The sequence below is a fragment of the Vibrio agarivorans genome (genome assembly GCF_030409635.1).
Lineage (GTDB): Bacteria > Pseudomonadota > Gammaproteobacteria > Enterobacterales > Vibrionaceae > Vibrio > Vibrio agarivorans.
Genome location: NZ_JAUFQF010000002.1, coordinates 213,173 through 232,347, shown reverse-complemented (window position 1 = coordinate 232,347; position 19,175 = coordinate 213,173). Strand labels below are relative to the sequence as shown.

Here is a 19,175-nt window from a genome sequence, read left to right as displayed (position 1 = left end):
TGTCAAAACTGCTCAAGGATATACTCTTTGATCAGCGCCTTGCGTGCGGGTAGGTGTCTTTGCGCCTTATGGATGAGTGATAGGGGTAGCTTCACTGGCGTCTTCGGTTGATAGACCACCAGCTCGTCTTTGAAAGCGCAGCTTTCAACTGCGGCTTGCGCCAAAATGGTAAAGCCTAAACCTTGAGCGACAGGCAACAAAATCTGATGAATTTGATTCATGTACCCAGAGCGATAAAACGTCTCTGCGTTGAGCTGCTCAAGAGCTGGCTCGCCGCAACGAGAGAAGTAAAGATTAAGATAGCGCTGCGCATCTGGGTGACCAATTAACCCCAACGCATTTAACCCATCAAAATCGAGCGTCTTGCCAGCATAGTCTTTGGGCAAAATCAGGCATAGTTCTTCATCACCCAGGGGATCTATATTGTAGAGTTCAGGGTGATCGATGGTAGTCACAATGCCTAAATCAATTTTCCCTTCATGAACATGAGTCAGAATACTTGTGTTCGGCGCAGCCTCTACCGGCAGTTGCAAGCGTGGGTACTGCTTTTGTAACTCAAGTAGCTTTGGATATAGATAAAGAGCGATAGCGCCTGAACACGCCAGTTTACATTCACCAATGTGCGGTGAGTCCAACTGCATCGCTTCTGCTAGGTCACTCTCTTGTTGTTCAATCTGGCAGGCATATTGATACATTAACTGCCCCTGCTCGGTGAGATCAAAACGTTTTTGATAACGAGTCAACAGCGCATGCCCACACGCTTGCTCGAGTTTACGCACATGTTGACTGACCCCAGGTTGAGTCATAAACAGCTTTTCCGCTGTTTGAGTAAAGTGGCCAACTTCGACCAGTGTTTTGAATGTGCTAAGCCAAGTGCGATTGATCATAGAGAGTGCTTAATGTTGGGTTTGTTGACAGTATACCTGTTGTTAATAGAGGAGGGCGAATGTTGGGGGAGAATTGTGTTGTGGCTGGGGTGGTGAGAAATAATAGAGAAGGTACAAGGTAGAAGGTTGGAATTCAAGAGAGCCGGTGTGGTGACTCTCTTGAGGTGGGTTAGTTGTGGTTATTCAAAGGTGTTCAAAACCACCTGATTACGACCTAAACCTTTGGCTTGGTAGAGAGCTTTGTCTGCTCGGCCAATGGTGATGTGTTGGCTGTCGCGGATTTGGGTGATGCCGATACTGACGGTATAACGTACTTGATGTTGATTGAAGGGCAATGGCGAGTTTTCGATACGCTGTCTGAGCAGTTCGCACTGGTCGTAGGCGTCATTTTCATTGTTGGCACGAAAGAGAATACAAAACTCTTCACCGCCGTAACGCGCGATACTGATGGCACCCGGTTTCGGGAAGCACTTTTCCATCAATAGTGCCGCTTGAATGATGACCTTATCCCCACATTGATGGCCAAAGTTGTCGTTGATCTGTTTAAAATGATCAATGTCTAACATGGCAAAATAGGTGTGAGGCAAGGTGAGGTGTTCATTGATCTTTTCACGAATGGTCAGCTTATTGTCGAGCTGAGTCATAACATCTTTGCTTTTCAACCGCTGTGATAGCAGCAGGTTGGCCAGAGCCACTTCGCTGTATGTTTGTATCGCACACAGCAGCGCATACGGGACAGGCAATGCGGTTTGCAGATAGACCACACCCAACAGCCCCTCATTGGTTTTTAGCGGAATACAGTAGTGTCTGTGGCGCAGTTTTAGGGTTTTAGCGACCTTATCGGCCGACTTTTGCGTTAAGAAACGCACCGGGCGCTCAACAAGCACCTTGGCCAAGTTTGGGTCTTCTACCACGTTTTGTAAGTTACCGTGATAGTCGAGGGTTTGAAACTGATGGTGGTGGGCGTCATACACGCAGAAGGTTAACCCTCGATGGTAAAAGAAGCGATCAAAAATGGCTTTTAATGCTTGTTTGAACTGGTTCAAATCCTCTTGCTGCGCAAGTGCCTTGAGCGCTGAGTTCAGTTGGTTTAAAAGATAGCTTCTAATCACCGCAGAAAAGATAATCACCAACAGGATTACGCCCGCTATCGCGAACTGGTGCGAGGCGGCTAAGATCTCTTTACGGTCAGTGCCTGAGACATAAACCCAACCAGTGTCGTCATCAAGATCAAACTGACTCACTTTAAACTGGGTTTTGTAATAGTACTCGTGCTCACCAGAACGTTCCCCTTTAAGAACACGCTGGGCAATACCCGATTGATAGCTGACCGATGGCGTGCCAATGCGTTGTAAGTCGGGATGAATCACGATCAAACCACTTTGCTGCTCGACAATAAACAAATAGCCGTTAGACAGAGTTTTTAACGCTTCAAGTCGTGAAGAGGTGATCTGAAGATCAAACTGAATCCAAAACTCTTCGCTTGAGTGCGATTTTTGATGTTTCAGTGCAAACACCCAGCGGTCTTGATGATTTTTATAAATCGACGAAAACCAAAATTGTTTCGCTAGATCGTTGATTGGTCGCCAAGTCAGTTCAGCGTTAGGCAAAGCATAACGTTTCTGATCAGTAAACGAGAAGTAATCACCGCGACTGCTATCGACTGACATGATGTCACTATAGGCAACATGCTTATCTAAAATAGATTGAGCGATTTCACCAAGGGATTGTGTTTGCTGCGCTTGTTCAAGCTGAAAGATTTTACTGACGGCTGCGTTGAGCAGTGAGTCAACAATCTGCTCTGCGATTTGCAGGTTTCGTTTCGACTCAATTTGTGCTTGATGTTCCGTTAACTGCACTTGTTGAAAGGCGGAGTAAAGTAGCCCTGCGCTAAGTAAAAATAGACTTGGCGGTAGGGTTTTTATCAGTATTTTAGGTAAAGCCATTCCTTGCTCTATTTGACGTTGTTGCTCTGCAGATTTAAGACAGCGACGGAGTAAAATGTAGCACTTTCTGCGCATGTCTTATTTTTGTTACAGCTATTTAGTTTTATTAGTTTTTAGATGTTAACTAGATCACACTTTGTGCGCAAGCCAAATTAGCTAGGTTAATTTGTTAAAAAATAGGAATTATTGACGGAGAGGCAAAACAAAGGGCAGCGAGTGCTGCCCTGGGATCAAGCTCAGAATGATCAATTGGCTTGGTAGTGGAAAATAGCAATCGAGCAAGGTTCAACTAACACCTGCTTTTCATCTACACTGCGGTGCAGCTCGTGAGAGTCGGTGTTACAGATCATTTTCCATGTCTGCGCTCTGTCATCTGGTAAAGAGAAACGAGCCGGCGCGTTGGTTTGGTTAATACAATAGAACAACTCATTGCCATCTTGGCCAATACCCATGTGCATTGCGACTGAGCGCAGTTGATTCCAATCATCATGCGACATCGCACCGCCATCTACCCGACGCCAATAGACACGGTTAAGATTGCGAGTTGGGCCACTGAACGCTTTAACAAACGGCACCATGTAGGTCAGGCGCGCTTGAAGCATTTTAGCCAACCAATCTTTAAATGCGTTTTTACGCTCATTCATCTGCCAATCTAGCCAACTAATGTTGTTGTCTTGGCAATAGGCATTATTGTTGCCTTGCTGGGTATGGGATAGGACATCTGCGGTCAAGATGTGAGGAATACCAAAGGCAAACAGCACACTGGTCATGAAGTTACGCTTTTGCTTCTCACGTAGCTCATTAATGGTGTGATTTTCGGTTGGGCCTTCAACACCGTAGTTTTCAGAGCGGTTGTCACCGTGGCCATCACGGTTATTTTCACCGTTCGCTTTGTTGTGCTTATGTTTATAAGACACTAAGTCCTGCATGGTGAAACCATCGTGGTAGGTAATATAGTTCACGGTCATGTTATATGGCCAATTTGCGGCGCTGTATAAGTCACGTGAACCCATTAATCGCGTGGCAAACTCTTTCAGGTAGCCGTGATCACCACGCCAGAAACTACGCGTAATGTCACGCAGCTTATCATTACACTCATTCCAACCGAGTGGGAACTGACCGACTTGATAGCCATTCGGACCGATATCCCAAGGTTCGGCGATCAATTTGATCTTGCTTAGTACAGGATCTTGCGCGACAGCGCGGAAAAAAGCGGCTCTTTTATTAAATTGATCGCCGTTACGTCCTAGTGTTGCAGCAAGATCAAAGCGGAAGCCGTCGATCTTATACTCTGTCACCCAATAGCGTAGGGTATCCATCACTAAGTTCAATGACGGTTGGTAATCAAGATCCACCGTGTTGCCACACCCTGTGTAGTTCACAAAGTGATGGTCATGCATTAAATAGTAGCGAGGATCGAGCGCCTTCAGGTTGAGCACCGCACCGCCATCACCACCTTCTGCCGTGTGGTTATAAACCACATCTAAAATCACCTCAATCCCATTGCGATGCAGTTCACGCACTGCTGTTTTTAGCTCTGTTACGGCATCTTGACGGGCAAAACGTGGGTCTGGTGCCATGAAAATGTAAGGGTTATAACCCCAGTAATTAACTTTATCTAATGGCTCAAGGTGAGGCTCATCGAGACAGGCGGCAATAGGAAGCAGCTGAATAGTGTTGATATTCTGCTTTTTATAGAACTCCAACATGGTTGGATTAATCAAACCAAGGTAGGTGCCTTGATCTTGTTCATCAACAAACGCATTACGTTTCGTCAGACCCTTTACATGCGTTTCAAACAGTATGGTCTCTTCGCGCGGAATATAAGGATGGTCGGTTTGCTGCCAATCAAAGCTATCATCAACCACCAGGCACTTGGGTAAATAGAAGCTATTTTCTGAATCAAACGGGCGTGGGTAAATAGCTTGTCCATCAAGTGCCTTTGCATAAGGGTCTGAGAGAAAGTGAGGCTTGCCGTCAACACGACCAATATAGCCATAGCGTTGGCCTGCTTTGACGCCTTTAACATAAGCAGATTGCACACCCAAGCAGTCGATTTCGAGTGGATAGGTTTCGTAAGTGTTGTTTTCACTGAATAGCGCGAGCTTTAAATAAGGCTGGTGCGGCGCGTGGATAGCAAACAGGCATCCAGAATCATCAAGTGTCGCACCGAGTTGTAGTGGTATAGGTCGATTATTGTTCATTTTATCGTCGTTTTTTTGTTCATCCGTGTGAACTAATAGTAGAAAACTTTGTCCGAATAAATGCAAGAGCCACATTCTGATAAAAATTTACTATTTTTTTATTTCGTTTTTACTTTGTCATCTTTTTGAAAATTTGAGCAAGCTAACACTTTCAAATTGAACTTGTGATCAATGCCTCTCCTCCTCCCCCTAAATTGTGTGATCTAACCGAAAATAAAGGCGTACGCCCCTTTTTCTCCTCCTTTCTCATCCCCCCTAAATTAAATGGGGGTGGAGGACGTCAACCTTACCCAACTCGCTTAATCTAGACACCGTTGAAACAAAACGGGGAAAGCACCAAAGAGTGCAATCCCATCTTACCTCTCTTTTCTGTTGTCCCTATTTCTGCCTTTTAGGGTGATAAGAGAGGAAAAGAATAAAAAACCTAAACGGAGTTAATAATGAAAAAAGTAAGTGTAATTGCTGCTGCTGTTGCTATGACGCTATCTGCTGGCGCTTCTGCTGCTGCTGTTGATTTCCACGGTTACATGCGTGCTGGTGTTGGTCTAAGTGGTGATAATGGTGAGAACGTTGAGTACAACAAAGCAAAAGTTGGTCGTCTAGGTAATGAGAAAGACCTATATGCAGAGCTTGGCCTTAATGCGGAGCTTTACAATCAAGGTGACGTTAGTTTTAAACTTGAGTCTCTAGTTGCTTACGGTCAAAACGGTAACAATAACTGGGAAGGTACTGAACCTGCTCTACGTGTTATGAACGTACAAGCTAAGGGTCTGTTTAGCGATAAAGATGCGGTTCTATGGGCTGGTCAACGTTACTACCAACGTAAAGATATTCACATCACTGACTTCTACTTCCTAGATACATCTGGCGGTGCTGGCGGTGGTATTGAAAACCTATCAGTTGGTCCAGGTAAACTATCACTTGCAATCATGCATGATGATGCTGAGGACTTTGAAGGTGGAAAAGTAAATGGTTATACATTTGATGCACGTTATGCTGGTATTGACCTTTGGGATGGTGCAAATCTAGAACTTGCTCTTGCGTACGATTTTGCTAATGAAATGCAAGACCAGAAACTTGGTGCTGACGACGGTCTATTGCTAACAGCTGTTATTGGTCAAGGCCTATCAAACGGTTTCAACCAAACAGTTCTACAGTACGGTACTAAAGCGTACGGTAAGCAAATGGCTACATACGGTGGTGGCGGTTGGTACAATCGTGGTGAAGATAACAACGATGCAGACGGTTTCCGTATCATCAACTGGGGTGTAACTGGCTTCGGCGAATCTTGGGAAGTTGGTCACACTGTAATGTATTCACAAGCATCAGATACTGCCGACGGTGATATCACAGCGTACAATGCAGTTGTTCGTCCAGTGTACAAATGGGATGATCACATGAAGACTATCTTTGAAGCGGGTTACTACGCTGACGAAGTTAAGCAAAGTGGTACAACAGAAGACTCAGCTGGTTCTAAGCTAACTGTTGCTCAAGCATGGTCTGCGGGTTCAAGCTTCTGGGCTCGTCCTGAAATTCGTATCTACGGTTCATACTTCATGGATCATGAAGATGACAACGCGTTTGGTACTAATAACGACACTGAGTTCAGCGTAGGTATTCAAGCAGAGGCTTGGTGGTAAGCTAAGCTCCTAAATTTTATAAGTCCATAAATCAAGCCGACTTATGTTAAGTCGGCTTTTTTCATCAGAGAATGAGGTGCGAATGAAACAATTAGTCTTAGGTTGCGCGATCAGCATGGCTTTGCTGGGTTGTACGACAACAGAAACGGTTGTTTTTGATTCAACGAACGTTGAGCGAGTTGCGGAAAACTACTCTCAAGTTAAGTGGTTAGAAGTTGAACCAACAAAGCGTATTAACTTCTCAATAGATGAATCAAACCAAAAATTAGTTCTTCCAGAAGGAAAGAGCTACATAGCAGCGTTTAATATAGACACACAAGGTAAGGAGCTTGACTTACAAATCGTTAGCCACTTTAAAAAGTCCGTGTTCTATCCTAATGCGCTTCTTCTAAATGAACAAAACCAAATTTTAAAGGCTTTTGGCACAGATGATTTTGAGTACAAGCATGCTTATGGCTTGGAAGGTGATCGGTTGGTGTCAGAAGTTACTTTACAGCCTGTAGGTAAGCAGAAAGTAAAGTTACTGATTTACACTACGCCAGAGCTCATTAGTGGTGAGTCCGAGGTGTTACACCCGGTTAAACTTGACGCAATTGCTCGTGGTAATTATCCACCGGATGTACCAAACCCTGTGATCCCTCACTCTCCGTATGGAGAAATGACGATTGTTGCTACTGTCGATGATGCGATTCTTATTGAGGATTCTGCAGTTGTGGTGGGTAGCTCTGACACTGCACATGAGGAATTCAAGCGCGAGCTTGAACAGCGTGAGAGTCAAGCTCAATTAAATAGTAAAGCTAGCGTTCCGACAATTGCAGTTATTGAGTCAAATGAGACGACATTGTCAGTGGAACAACAGCAGTTTTATATTACTAGTATTGAGAATGCCGTTAATGCAGGCATGTTAGACAAGGCTTTAGCTCTACTAGATGAAGCAAAAGCTCTCAATGTAGAAGGCGCACAAGAAGCCTTCGTTAAAGCCGTAAACAGCAAATAATTCATTTTATAGTCTTATCTAATAAGATATTTGGGAAGCCTAGATGCTTCCCTTTTTTTATTCAAAAAAGGAGTTTTCATGAGTAAAAAAATAACCCAATCACTATTGGCAGTTGCCATTGTTGGCGCACTGCAAGCATGTGGCGGCTCTTCTGGTGGCGAAGGTGGTTCAGGAGGAGAGACTCCCGTTGATGCTTATCAGTGCTCCTCACAAGTTGCTGAAAACAGTAACCAACTAAGAACCTATCAAATCATGGTGGAGAGTTTCGTCAATGGTGACGATAGTATTGGTCATGGAACAGGTTACGGTACTAGTCACCATAAAGGCGATCTTCAAGGGATTATCGATTCTTTAGAGTATATTGAATCTCTGGGTGTGAATGCGATCTGGTTAACGCCTATATTTCACTCTGAAGCTATCGATGGCCAAGATCACTGGGCTGACAGATTGGATGCGACAGGGTATTTTGCAACCGACTATTTTTCCGTCGACCCTCGTTTTGGCGATCTTGAAACAGCCCGTGAACTGGTCGATGAGGCACATCGACGAGGGTTATATGTCTTTTTTGACGGGGTTTTTGGGCATCATAAAGATGGTTTAATTGAACACTCACCATCTGGCTTAACCCCTTCGGGGCCGAGTAATCCGGTTGATTACCCACAAAGCCTCGAGTTTTATCAAGAGGTCGCAACCTATTGGATTAACGAGCTTAAAATCGATGGCTGGCGATTAGACCAAGCCTATCAAGTCCCAACAGAAGCCTGGACACAAATTCGTAAAGCCGTAGATGAAGCCTCACAAAGCGTAACGTACACCAACAGTGAAGACCAAGAAGTCAATCCACTAGGGTATATGGTGGCAGAGATTTGGAATGGTGAAGATTACATTGCTGAAACTGGGTATGGCTCAACACAAAATCCTGCACTGTGTTCTGCTTTTGATTTTCCCATGCGTTACCGCATCGTAGAGACACTGGCTGTCAATGAAAACAGTGATGGCGATAGAGCGGCCGATTGGTTAGATAACGGTTTTACGACTCACCAAGCGTATCCTTCTCACGCGCAACCCAATTTAATGATTGGCAATCATGATCTAGTCAGATTTGGCGATCTTCTTCAGCGTGGTGACATTGCTCAGCCAAACGATGAAGAGTACTGGCTGCGCCATAAAGCCGCGTTTGCTTTCCAAGCTGCTTATACAGGACCAATTACGCTTTACTATGGCGATGAGATAGGCGATCAAGTCGATGATTTTGCCGCCAAGGAAGACAATAATACTTGTGCAATAAGAGGTGTTTGTGATGATCACGTTGCCAGAAGCAGCGCAAAAATAGAGGGAGTAACGGCAACGTTAGATGCCAATCAGGCTGATCTCAAAGAGTACGTGTCAACGTTAATGAATCTGCGTGAAGACTACCCAGCGCTTTATCAGGGAGTTAGAACGAATATTACTTCGAATGGCGATATATATGTTGATACGAAACAGTCGGGTGATGAGCAAATTGTGTTTGCTTTGAACATTGGTGAATCGCATCAGTCGTTGAGATACTCGCAGGATGAACTTGGCATTGAAGGAACTTTGAAAGATCTGTTGTCGAACGAATCAATTGCGCTAAGTAACGGTGTTTTCGAGATTGAACTCGCACCATTTGAGGGGAGATTCTTAATCGCCAATTAACGCACAAGATATGAAGGCTCAGGCTTGAGCCTTCATATCTGTTTACGGCTAGACGATCAGCGTCTGTTTTCCTAGTAACACGAACTCGCAGGCTGACAAATCAAGTAACTCAACATACTCTTTAGGCAGTTTCACGATTTTCTCATCATCTGTTAAATTCATCCCCACAATCACCACATCCTCCTCAAACTGACGCGCAAAGACAAAACACGCTTCATCACAATACAGCTCTAGCAAACTGCCGTGCTGTAGCGCAAGGTGGCTTTTACGCAGCTGAATCAGCTCTTTAAAGAAGGGTAAAAACTCAGAGTCTTTAACGCGATCCCACTCCATACAGCGGCGATTATCTGGGTCTGAACCGCCTGCCATACCAATTTCAGTGCCGTAATAGAGACAAGGCGTACCGACATAGGTGAACAGGAAGGTGGCCGCAATTTTAAACAGCGCTTCATTCTCATTCAGCAAGGTGAAAAAACGCGGTGTATCGTGACTGTCTAACTGGTTGAGTTGTGCCAGTTGATTGTCCCACGGCACTTTGGCGCGCGCCTCTGCTAGCCAATCACGAAACTCCAACATATCGATGCTAATCGGGTCTAACGCAATGTCTTTATTCGCAAGCAAAGCGCGCAGTGGGTGTGCGAAACCATAATAGTTCATCGAGCCATCTTCTTGCTCACCTTGCAGCCATGAGGTCGCTTCAAAGAAGTGTTCACCTAAGATATAGCTATCCGGATTGACCTCTTTAGCGGATTCGCGAAACGCTTTGACATAGTGCGCGTTGTTCTTTGCGCCGTCTCCTTCTCCTAGCATATGAATCACATCAAAGCGCCAGCCATCGATGTTGTAGGGCGCTTTAAGCCAGTGTTTGATGATGGCGTCATCAGATTGATAGATAGCCTCACGCACTTGTTGATTCTCAAAGTTCAGCACAGGTAGGCTGCTTACCCCTTTCCAACCAATGTATTGCTCCGTTTCACCTTCAAAGAAGTAGTAGTCGCGGTATTGTGATTGGGCAGATTGGTATGCGCCACTCTCTTGATGCCAGCCCAAACGGTTAAACCAAGGGTGCTCTGTGGAGGTGTGGTTAAACACGGCATCTAATACTACTTTCATCCCACGCTGGTGGACGTCATCACACAGCTCGGCAAAATCCTCATTGGTGGCAAGGTGAGAATCGATATTGTAATAATCCATCGTGTCATAACGGTGATTACTTGGTGCCGCGAAAATAGGGTTAAGGTATAGGGTCGTAATCCCTAACTCCTGAAGATAATCGAGTTTGCTCTTAACGCCGTAAAGGTCGCCACCGTAGAACTCATATCCACCATTGCCTCCATGGCCGTCAACGGGCTCCCCCCACTCTTTTGCAACAACGGTTTTGCTCTCATCGGCAATTTTGTATTCATCGCTTTGAGTGCTGATTTCTGGTTTCCCATTGGCAAAACGATCCGGGAATACTTGATAGAAAATCTGCTCTTTCACCCAGCTTGGCGGCTGATGTTCAGGGTTGGTTTTGAAGTGTTTTTCAAGCCCTGGCATGCGCTTGGTAATGCCATAGCCACTGAGCCAAAACTGCTGATTGTCAGTGATGAGTTTAAAGGTATAGGTGTTGAGTGGCTGGTCGTGGCGCAGCTCAAAACTCCCTTGCCAATAACGCAGGTGCTCGGTCTCTTTCGAGAGTGTCATTGGCGAAAAGTGTTCTTCGTTATCGGGTTCGTGGCGGATTAAAACCTGAGAAAAAGGCGTCGTTTTATCGGTCACGAGAGTGAGGGTAAGTGTGCGCTGATTAAGGCTGACCCATTCGTGGGTTTGTCCATGATAGAGGAAAGGCAAAGACATGGAAGCTCCTGAAAATAACGGTTTGGAATGCGCCTAAATTATAGCGATGACACGGTTTTTGTTATTGAGCTTTGTATTGATGGTGTGCACGATTTGGCATTTTGTATGGGTGAAATGAATCACAATTACAGCAGGCTGTAAGATATCGAAAAGAGCACATAAAAAATGGTAATGGCCTCATAAATAGAGGCCATTTGAGTTGAATCATAATTACGCTTTGGAGGTGGCGTTTTCGAGCTCAGTTAGCGCTTTTTGATACATCACCCAAGCGGCTATCCCTGCAAACACGTTACCAACGAACGCACCATAGAATAGCCCTTCAATGCCACCGATTTGCGCGCCTATCCACAAACAAGGCAGAAAGAAAGCGAACAGACGCAGAGCAGAGATACTCAAGGCGCGGTAGGAACGACCAATCGCATTGGCGCTAGATACCATGAGCATGCAAACCCCTAAAGGGCCAAGGCTTAATGGCACAATGGTCAGATGCCAGATAAGAATTTGTTCAACATTGCCTTCGTTGCTGGTCATCAAATCAGCCAATGGTGCGGCGGTGAAATAGGTGATGACAGCAATAAAAAGCTGAAAAACCAAGATAAACTTAGCCGCGATGGCGGTGAGTGTGCGTATATCTTGGTAGTTCTTAGCGCCGCGCATGCGCCCAATCATAGGGGGCATAGACATAGTGAGTGCTAACACCACCACGATAGCGAAAAACTCGTAGCGCGAGCCGAGAGCCCATGCGGCGACCGCAGCGGTGCCAAAGCCAGCAAGCAGTTTGGTGGCGAGCATCGAAGAGAGGGGCGGTAGCAATTGGCTGATCATCGCAGGTCCCATGATGTTGGTTAGCGAGCGAATACTCTTGCCAATATCGAGGTCTGCCCATTTGAAGCACATCCACTCTTTTGCCACCACTTTTGGCGCCACGATTAAGATGCCAATACCAAAGGCGATAATCGTGGCAATTGCAGCGCCATTGATGCCCATATCGAGGGTGAAAATGAAAATAGGGTCAAGAACAAGGTTAAGTAGACTTGTCACCATCATCATCGAACCAGGTAGCAAGGTGTTGCCATTCGCGCGGCAGAGGCTATAGAGAAAATACAGCACTGCACCAGTCCACGAGCTGATCAGCCACCAAATCCAATAGCTATCAATGATTGGCATAATGTCTTCAGGCGCGCTCAGCGCTGCGAGAATAGGCGCACGCAACAGATAGGCAATCACGCCAAATAAGGCGATCCCCACACTCCCTAAAACAATAATTAACCCACCGAGTTGTTGGGCATATCGTGTTTGACTCGCCCCCAGCGCGGTTGAGATCACCGCAGTGGTAGCGATACCTAGACCGACTTGTAGACCAATGACAATCATCTGTATCGGCAAGGTGAAACCTTGTGCAGCCAGCGGTAAAACCCCCAGTTGACCGATAAAGGCACTGTCAATAAGCTGAAAGCTCATAAGCGATAAAACGCCAAACAGCATCGGCCAAGTCATCTTGAACAGCTGTTTGGCGAGGTTTTTCTGGTTATTTTTGGTCATCAGTGGCGTCATCAAATTGATCAGCATAACCTTTTGGTGGAGGCGTCCAGCCACGCTCAGTATGAGAGTGTTTGTCACTCAAATAGCGCGCCATTTCATCCACAAGATGTTTCTCAGATTGAATGAAGAGGTCACGATAGTTGTTGTCGTAACGTTCTCCTTCCGAACCTCCCTTCCACGCTTGGTAAAGAGTCTCGAATTTCTTGTCTTCAACGCGCTGGTAAGTGGACTTTCTGCGTTCAACACCAAAAGGATGAAAGCCTAATACATGGAGTGCCTTACCCCCAACTTCAAGGGCAGAGTGATAAGTTTCTGACTCAACAATATCTGCGCCCGCTTGTTTCAGTTGATAGCCATGACCACGGTCGAAGGCACGAGCGATAACCGTCACCGCAGGGTAGGTATGTTTGACATACTCCACCAACTCAATCGCACGTTCGCGATCATCGATAGCGACTACTAGCGCTTTGGCGTGTTCGATGCCTGCTGTATGGAGCAAGTCAGGGCGAGTGGCATCGCCATAGAAGGTCTTGGTTCCGATATCGCGCATGTTTTGCACTTGTCCTGCTTCATGATCAAGCACCACAGTGTTAACGCCGTTAGAGATCAACAGGCGGTTAACGATCTGACCGAAGCGGCCAATGCCCGCAATAATGACCGTACCTTGTTCATCAATGGTGTCGGCTTCTTGTTCGTTCGACTCTTGCTCAAATCTTGGCAGAATCACTTTATCAAACAAAATAAACAGACCAGGGGTTAAGAACATAGAGAGCGCGACAACCAGCGACAGAGTTTGTGCCAGCTCAAATGGGATAACGTGGTTTTGTAGTGAGAAGCTTAAAAGAACAAAACCAAACTCACCAGCCTGTGCCAAGCTCAGGGTAAACAGCCAGCGATTACTGTCTTTGATGCGGAAAATGAGGGCTAAAGCAAACAAAACTAAGGCTTTTAGCACCATGACACCAATCGTGAGTGACATGATGGTAACGAACTCACCAAATAAGATGGAGAAATCGATGCCTGCGCCGACAGTGATGAAGAACAAGCCAAGTAACAGCCCTTTGAAGGGCTCGATGTTTGATTCCAGCTCATGACGAAACTCACTGTTGGCCAGCACCACACCTGCAAGGAATGTCCCTAAAGCGGGAGACAGCCCAACTAAGCTCATTAAGGCCGCAATGCCAATCACAAGCATTAATGCGGTCGCAGTGAAGATTTCACGCAGCCCAGAGTCGGCGACAAAGCGAAACAGCGGTCGACTGAGGAAGTGACCACCCACCACAACGATCACGATAGAGGCGATGATAACAATCCCGTAAGCCCAGCCTGGTAAGTCTGCGACTAAAGAGATCTCTTCATGATGCTCGGCGGCGTGACTGGCGGCTGATTGTGCCGCTTCAATCAGTTCGGGAAGTGCAAGTAGTGGGATAAACGCCAACATTGGGATCACGGCGATATCTTGAAACAGCAGAACCGAGAAGGCATTTTTACCACCTTCTGTTTTGGTTAGACCTTTTTCATTGAAGGTTTGCAATACGATCGCTGTGGAGGAGAGGGCAAAGATAAGACCGATGGTTAACGCGATGGTCCAAGGTTGGCCTAGCGCCATCGCAATACCTGTGACCGCCGCGGTTGTACCGCCTACTTGCAGGCCGCCAAGACCAATTAATCGATTACGCATGGCCCATAGCATTTTGGGCTCAAGCTCAAGGCCGACTAAAAACAGCATCATTACCACACCAAACTCAGCAAAATGCTGAATGGTTGTGGTTTCTTCACCAACCAGACCAATCACAGGGCCAATGACCACACCTGCAATCAGATAACCCAATACTGAGCCGAGGCCGAGCCTTTTGGCGATAGGCACCGCAATAACGGCGGCAACGAGGTAGATAAAGGCTTGTAAAAACAGTCCGGTCATGCCGATTTCTCCTCATCCAGTTGGTTGATGAACTCATTGAGTGTTTCTAGGTTCTCTGTGCTGTCAGGTGATACTTGGTCGAGCAGCAAGGCGTTTAGCATTTTGCCGTAAAGCAGTGTGTGTTTTTCTACGCGCTTCTCTTCAAGTGCGGTTCGAGAGCCAAAAAGAGCAAGTGGCGGTAGATAGCGCATGTGGGTTAAGCGTGCCATCTGTTCAAGCGGTTGCAACAGCTCACGGATGGTAAAGTGATTATAACCATCGGCATGATAAGCCTCGTGTTTACCTCCCGCGGTTAACGCGCAAACAAAGAGCTTATCTTTTAAGGCTGTCCCATCTGTACCGTAGGCAAAACCATATTCAAGCACCAGATCCTGCCACTCTTTTAAGATTGCTGGCGTTGAATACCAGTAGAGTGGGAACTGAAAAATGATCACATCATGGTCAAGCAGGCGCTGCTGCTCAAGGTCGATGTTGATATTGAATTTGGGATATTCTGCGTACATATCAACTGTAGTTACTCCAGCCATTTTCTGCGCTAGGTTAAACAGCGGGCGGTTGGCTTCGGAGCGGTGTTGAGCCGGATGCGCGTACAGCACTAATAGACGATTTTTTTTCATGACAACCTTTTTAATTTGGGCAAATGCGCTAATCAGGTTGAGGGCTATGTATCTTGAGTACAAACACCTCTGTGTAGTGTTCAATAACTATAGTTGGCGTTTGTGAGTGTAAGCAAATGTTTCTATTTGTCTTTTAACGAATATTAAATTAATGACATGTGAGCAGAACGGAGAGCAAGGTGGGTAAATAGAGCGCCAGCCAAGCGCTCGATTAAGCATAGAGTAAAACCTGGCCAGCTTCACACCTTACGACAGAATATCGTCCATACTTATATAAGGTGCATAACCGAGTGCAGCTCGGAGGTAGAACGATGAAAAATGAACTCGATTCAACCAAAATCTTACATGCTTATGAGCGAATTATGGCGAATGGCACGCCAACAGAGCATGGCATGATCTATGAGGGTGTCGAAGCGATTGCTGACTATGATGGGTACAACATCTATTTGCGCGGTAATGGCGTGGAGCTGAGTATCGGTTTCCACAACACTTATCATATGGATTATGATCAAGCCCATCTTAAAGAGAGCTTTTTGAAGAAAGTAGCGCTGTTGGCGAAGTAGGTATGAAAAAGTGCTCCGCTCACTGGTGGATCGTATCCTTGGTGATCTCGCGGAGCACAAATTAAAAAATGTTATTCGTTTTAAAAGCTGTCTCGAAGCTAAATTAATCGTCTTCTAAAACCGCATCGAACTCTTCTAAGCTGTCGGCAGCTGAGGTACGGCGTGAACCATTAAGGGTATGAAAACGTTTGCGGCCACGAGCCAATTGAGTGTATTTCAGCCAAGTACGCTCGAGCTTTGATTTCGCTTTTAGCGGGTTAGCCAGCACTTTCAAAAAATGCTTCTCTTCGCTGTTCTCTGGTGAAAGTTCACCCAGCTCTAAGCCAAGCATGGTGTCGCCGAATTGAATCAATAGTTCCTCTTCTGCTAGCGTAAAGTCGCCTGACTTAGCAAAACCGCGTGGGAACTTGGTGTTGTCATAAAAACGTTTTCTGCCGTAGCGAAAGTGAGTTTCAGACATAATGACCTCGATATAAAATTCAGGGTGCGTGTTAAATTCGCAGTTAATTATGACACCTGACAACATCGGTTGATGCTGTGGTGTTACGCAAACATATTCGTAAACTACTGGAAAGAGAATCAAAAGATATTTATCGTGACGATAAGCATATCTCGGACTTCGGTCATAACATTTTTGAATCTTGTTCCATCGTTATGGTTGTATAATCTGTTTGAATAAGATGTCATTTGTATTGCAGGAAAAATAAATGGATGTAAAAGTCTTCCGCACCTTCTTAGAGGTGGCTCGCACCAAACATTTTGGTAAAGCATCTGAAAACCTCTATATCACTCAGGCGGCTGTGAGTGCGCGTATTAAGCAGTTAGAAAACTATTTTGATACCCAGCTTTTCACTCGTGATCGCAACAATATCAAGCTGACATCGGCAGGTGAGCGCCTAATTGGCTACGCAGAGGTCATGGTTTCGACCCTACAGCAGGCAAAGCTGGAGTTGTCTTTGGAGAGTGGTCAAGCGCTACAGCTAACAATGGGGGGTACACCCAATATTTGGGATGCCTATCTACAGAACTGTTTGAGCGTAGTGACAGAATCCTTTTCTGGCTATGGTTTTATGGCAGAAGTGCTCAATCGTGAAGCGCTCAACCGCCACTTGCTTGAGCGCACTCTAGACATGGCGTTTGCGTTTGATCAGATCAAAGCCGATGAGCTCGAATGTAAGAAAGTAGCAGATCTAGTGCTTGTGATGGTTTCAACTTCGCCGCAAAGCGTAGAGACCGTATTTGAAAATGGTTATGTCTACGTAGACTGGGGCACCAAGTTTGGCTCAGAGCATGTAGAGCGCCACGGCAAAGCGGCACCACCCTTGCTGAGAACCTCAACCGCGCGGATCGCTTTAGATTTCATCCTCGATAAGCAAGGAAGTGCTTACTTACCTTATTCCATGGTCAAACCTTTCTTAGACACCGGCCAACTGTATCGTGTAGAAAACAGCGAAGATTGGTATCGCCCGATCTATTTAAGCTACCGCAAAGGTAGCTCATCGGTTGAAGCGATTAATCAAGTTTGTGAGTTGGTGAGAGATATTGACCCATTGACGGCGTATACCTTGCAGCAAGCAGGGCGTGTGGAGATGGAGTAGGGGGTATATAGAAGGTTGGAGGTAGAAGGGGGGGGGATTGGGGAATACAGAGTTCAGAGGTGATCGCTGTTAGTTAACTGATTCTTCAACGTTTTGCACTCGTTTTAGGCACGAAGGTTTGAATGTAATAGATCCTCAAACCTTCCACCTCCAGCCTTCTCCCCCTCAACAGATCACAGAACACCCACCTCTGTATTCTTCTTTTCCAATTTTCTTCCCCCTTAAAACATCCCCCCATTCAGCCACAAATGCACCAAAATACTGGCGATATAACCCAGCCCGATCACTGGCGCCCATTTCAAGTGGCCGAAAAAGGTGTATTGCCCATGTGCTGCGCCCATTAAAGCAACACCAGCGGCGGATCCGATAGAGAGTAAGCTGCCGCCGACACCTGCTGTTAAGGTGACGAGTAACCAGTTACCCATCGATAGGGCTGGATCCATGGTTAAGACAGCAAACATCACGGGAATGTTATCGACGATCGCAGACAAGATCCCCACCATGACGTTAGCCCAGATTGGATCCCACTGGGTGTACATGATCTCTGACGCCATGCCAAGGTAGCCCAGCAAGCTTAAGCCACCGACACACATCACCACGCCGTAGAAGAATAATAGTGTGTCCCACTCGGCATGAGAAACACGGCGGAAAACATCAAAAGGCACCACACTGCCGAGACGCTTGAGCGCTAAATCATCGCGATTGGCGATAGCCATTGCCGCTTTTCTCGTTAACGATGCACGTAGCGTTTTTCTTAGATAGAAGCCGAAGAATTGTAAGTAGGCTAAACCCATCATCATCCCGACCACTGGCGGGAAATGAAGCACTGCATGGAACGCGACCGCGGTCATAATGGTTAATATAAATAAGCCAACGATTCGGCGTGCACCACGTTTTAGCTCGATATGCTGGTGGATAGTATTTGGCTGCGTGTTTGGTACAAAAAACGACATGATGACCGCAGGGACAACATAGTTCACCACCGAGGGAATAAACAGTGGCATAAACTCAGAGAAAGCGACATGGCCAGCTTGCCACACCATGAGGGTGGTAATATCACCAAATGGGCTAAACGCACCGCCTGCGTTGGCGGCGATCACGATATTGATACAGGCGATATTTACAAAACGTTTGTTGTCACCTGCGACTTTCATCACCACAGCACACATCAATAGCGCAGTGGTGAGGTTGTCAGCAATCGGAGAGATAAAGAAGGCCAGAACACCAGTCAGCCAAAACAGCGTTTTAAAGTTAAAGCCTTTCCCCACCATCCAAGCTTGCAGGGCGTCAAACAGGTTGCGCTCCTCCATCGCGTTGATATAGGTCATCGCAACCAGTAGGAATAGTAACAGTTCAGCATACTCTAATAGGTTGTGCTCAAGAGCGGCATGCGCTTGTTCTGCAATGCCATTTTGGGTGTAAACATAACCGAGAATTGCCCAGATAATGCCCGCGGCTAGAAGAACGGGTTTTGATTTTCTTAGCTGCAACACCTCCTCTAACATGACAAGTGTATAGGCCAAACCAAAGATAATGAGGCATAGATAGCCCACAGTAGAGTGAGTTAAGTCTAATGAGGTGCTTGAAGTTGCCCATGCGGGCGCAGACATCAAACCGAGTAGAGATAGCGAAGTAAGTGCAGGTGCCTTCATTGATTCCTCCATGGCGAGACAGGGACAACCTCTCTAGTCTAACCATTTTGCGGTTGTTCAAGTGTGACGAATGAGTCAAAAAGATGTTTCTA

Annotated in this window: 14 protein-coding genes; 5 read left to right on the top strand and 9 right to left on the bottom strand. The window is 46.1% G+C overall.

From position 1 onward, the window contains the following. Window positions 1–2: 2 nt before the first annotated feature. The 3 genes from QWZ05_RS06605 to glgX form a co-directional block, all read right to left on the bottom strand. On the bottom strand, window positions 3–887 hold the full coding sequence (locus tag QWZ05_RS06605) for a LysR family transcriptional regulator (RefSeq protein ID WP_290297438.1): 885 nt from the start codon (window positions 885–887) through the stop codon (window positions 3–5). 179 nt (window positions 888–1,066) lie between these two features. Continuing rightward, window positions 1,067–2,833 carry a sensor domain-containing diguanylate cyclase gene (locus QWZ05_RS06600; RefSeq protein ID WP_290297435.1) on the bottom strand — a complete coding sequence of 589 codons (1,767 nt, stop codon included), beginning with the start codon at window positions 2,831–2,833 and terminating at the stop codon, window positions 1,067–1,069. A 245-nt stretch (window positions 2,834–3,078) separates the two neighbouring features. Continuing rightward, window positions 3,079–5,037 carry a glycogen debranching protein GlgX gene (glgX, locus tag QWZ05_RS06595; RefSeq protein WP_290297433.1) on the bottom strand — a complete coding sequence of 653 codons (1,959 nt, stop codon included), beginning with the start codon at window positions 5,035–5,037 and terminating at the stop codon, window positions 3,079–3,081. Between the two features lie 440 nt (window positions 5,038–5,477). Here glgX and QWZ05_RS06590 point away from each other — a divergent pair, with 440 nt between their 5' ends. From QWZ05_RS06590 to QWZ05_RS06580, 3 genes are all read left to right on the top strand, one after another. Beyond that, window positions 5,478–6,677 (top strand): maltoporin, encoded by a 1,200-nt coding sequence (locus tag QWZ05_RS06590; protein WP_290297431.1) that lies wholly within the window; start codon window positions 5,478–5,480, stop codon window positions 6,675–6,677. Between the two features lie 82 nt (window positions 6,678–6,759). After that, on the top strand, window positions 6,760–7,674 hold the full coding sequence (locus QWZ05_RS06585) for a MalM family protein (RefSeq protein ID WP_290297429.1): 915 nt from the start codon (window positions 6,760–6,762) through the stop codon (window positions 7,672–7,674). Between the two features lie 78 nt (window positions 7,675–7,752). Continuing rightward, window positions 7,753–9,351: an alpha-amylase family glycosyl hydrolase gene (locus QWZ05_RS06580; RefSeq protein WP_290297427.1), complete on the top strand. Its 1,599-nt coding sequence runs from the start codon at window positions 7,753–7,755 to the stop codon at window positions 9,349–9,351. A 48-nt stretch (window positions 9,352–9,399) separates the two neighbouring features. Here QWZ05_RS06580 and malZ read toward each other — a convergent pair whose 3' ends face one another. The 4 genes from malZ to QWZ05_RS06560 all read right to left on the bottom strand — a co-directional run bounded on the left by malZ (window position 9,400) and on the right by QWZ05_RS06560 (window position 15,270). Next, window positions 9,400–11,190 carry a maltodextrin glucosidase gene (gene malZ / locus QWZ05_RS06575; protein ID WP_290297425.1) on the bottom strand — a complete coding sequence of 597 codons (1,791 nt, stop codon included), beginning with the start codon at window positions 11,188–11,190 and terminating at the stop codon, window positions 9,400–9,402. A 210-nt stretch (window positions 11,191–11,400) separates the two neighbouring features. Then, entirely contained in the window at window positions 11,401–12,732 is a 1,332-nt protein-coding gene (locus QWZ05_RS06570) for an MATE family efflux transporter (RefSeq protein WP_290297423.1), read from the bottom strand. Next, the gene (locus tag QWZ05_RS06565; RefSeq protein ID WP_290297420.1) at window positions 12,719–14,653 is read right to left on the bottom strand and encodes a monovalent cation:proton antiporter-2 (CPA2) family protein; all 1,935 of its coding nucleotides are present in this window, start codon (window positions 14,651–14,653) and stop codon (window positions 12,719–12,721) included. Before QWZ05_RS06565 ends, QWZ05_RS06570 begins: the two co-directional genes overlap by 14 nt. Beyond that, window positions 14,650–15,270, bottom strand: a complete 621-nt coding sequence (locus QWZ05_RS06560; protein WP_290297418.1) for an NAD(P)H-dependent oxidoreductase — start codon at window positions 15,268–15,270, stop codon at window positions 14,650–14,652. Before QWZ05_RS06560 ends, QWZ05_RS06565 begins: the two co-directional genes overlap by 4 nt. Before the next feature lie 311 nt (window positions 15,271–15,581). Here QWZ05_RS06560 and QWZ05_RS06555 point away from each other — a divergent pair, with 311 nt between their 5' ends. Further along, on the top strand, window positions 15,582–15,833 hold the full coding sequence (locus QWZ05_RS06555) for a DUF3081 domain-containing protein (protein ID WP_264876122.1): 252 nt from the start codon (window positions 15,582–15,584) through the stop codon (window positions 15,831–15,833). 103 nt (window positions 15,834–15,936) lie between these two features. On the opposite strand, the gene QWZ05_RS06550 is transcribed toward QWZ05_RS06555, so the two are convergent. Next, window positions 15,937–16,293 carry a MaoP family protein gene (locus tag QWZ05_RS06550; RefSeq protein ID WP_264876121.1) on the bottom strand — a complete coding sequence of 119 codons (357 nt, stop codon included), beginning with the start codon at window positions 16,291–16,293 and terminating at the stop codon, window positions 15,937–15,939. 247 nt (window positions 16,294–16,540) lie between these two features. Here QWZ05_RS06550 and QWZ05_RS06545 point away from each other — a divergent pair, with 247 nt between their 5' ends. Beyond that, window positions 16,541–17,431, top strand: a complete 891-nt coding sequence (locus QWZ05_RS06545) for a LysR family transcriptional regulator (protein WP_264876120.1) — start codon at window positions 16,541–16,543, stop codon at window positions 17,429–17,431. A 221-nt stretch (window positions 17,432–17,652) separates the two neighbouring features. Here the strand turns inward: QWZ05_RS06545 and nhaD are convergent, their stop codons facing one another. Beyond that, window positions 17,653–19,041, bottom strand: a complete 1,389-nt coding sequence (gene nhaD, locus QWZ05_RS06540; RefSeq protein ID WP_390216848.1) for a sodium:proton antiporter NhaD — start codon at window positions 19,039–19,041, stop codon at window positions 17,653–17,655. Window positions 19,042–19,175: the final 134 nt, after the last annotated feature.

Excerpts from the sequence above, each read along its gene's own strand:
- QWZ05_RS06605 (WP_290297438.1), bottom strand. The coding sequence starts at position 887 with ATGATCAATCGCACTTGGCTTAGCACATTCAAAACACTGGTCGAAGTT.
- QWZ05_RS06600 (WP_290297435.1), bottom strand. The coding sequence starts at position 2,833 with ATGGCTTTACCTAAAATACTGATAAAAACCCTACCGCCAAGTCTATTT.
- glgX (WP_290297433.1), bottom strand. The coding sequence starts at position 5,037 with ATGAACAATAATCGACCTATACCACTACAACTCGGTGCGACACTTGAT.
- QWZ05_RS06590 (WP_290297431.1), top strand. The coding sequence starts at position 5,478 with ATGAAAAAAGTAAGTGTAATTGCTGCTGCTGTTGCTATGACGCTATCT.
- QWZ05_RS06585 (WP_290297429.1), top strand. The coding sequence starts at position 6,760 with ATGAAACAATTAGTCTTAGGTTGCGCGATCAGCATGGCTTTGCTGGGT.
- QWZ05_RS06580 (WP_290297427.1), top strand. The coding sequence starts at position 7,753 with ATGAGTAAAAAAATAACCCAATCACTATTGGCAGTTGCCATTGTTGGC.
- malZ (WP_290297425.1), bottom strand. The coding sequence starts at position 11,190 with ATGTCTTTGCCTTTCCTCTATCATGGACAAACCCACGAATGGGTCAGC.
- QWZ05_RS06570 (WP_290297423.1), bottom strand. The coding sequence starts at position 12,732 with ATGACCAAAAATAACCAGAAAAACCTCGCCAAACAGCTGTTCAAGATG.
- QWZ05_RS06565 (WP_290297420.1), bottom strand. The coding sequence starts at position 14,653 with ATGACCGGACTGTTTTTACAAGCCTTTATCTACCTCGTTGCCGCCGTT.
- QWZ05_RS06560 (WP_290297418.1), bottom strand. The coding sequence starts at position 15,270 with ATGAAAAAAAATCGTCTATTAGTGCTGTACGCGCATCCGGCTCAACAC.
- QWZ05_RS06555 (WP_264876122.1), top strand. The coding sequence starts at position 15,582 with ATGAAAAATGAACTCGATTCAACCAAAATCTTACATGCTTATGAGCGA.
- QWZ05_RS06550 (WP_264876121.1), bottom strand. The coding sequence starts at position 16,293 with ATGTCTGAAACTCACTTTCGCTACGGCAGAAAACGTTTTTATGACAAC.
- QWZ05_RS06545 (WP_264876120.1), top strand. The coding sequence starts at position 16,541 with ATGGATGTAAAAGTCTTCCGCACCTTCTTAGAGGTGGCTCGCACCAAA.
- nhaD (WP_390216848.1), bottom strand. The coding sequence starts at position 19,041 with ATGTCTGCGCCCGCATGGGCAACTTCAAGCACCTCATTAGACTTAACT.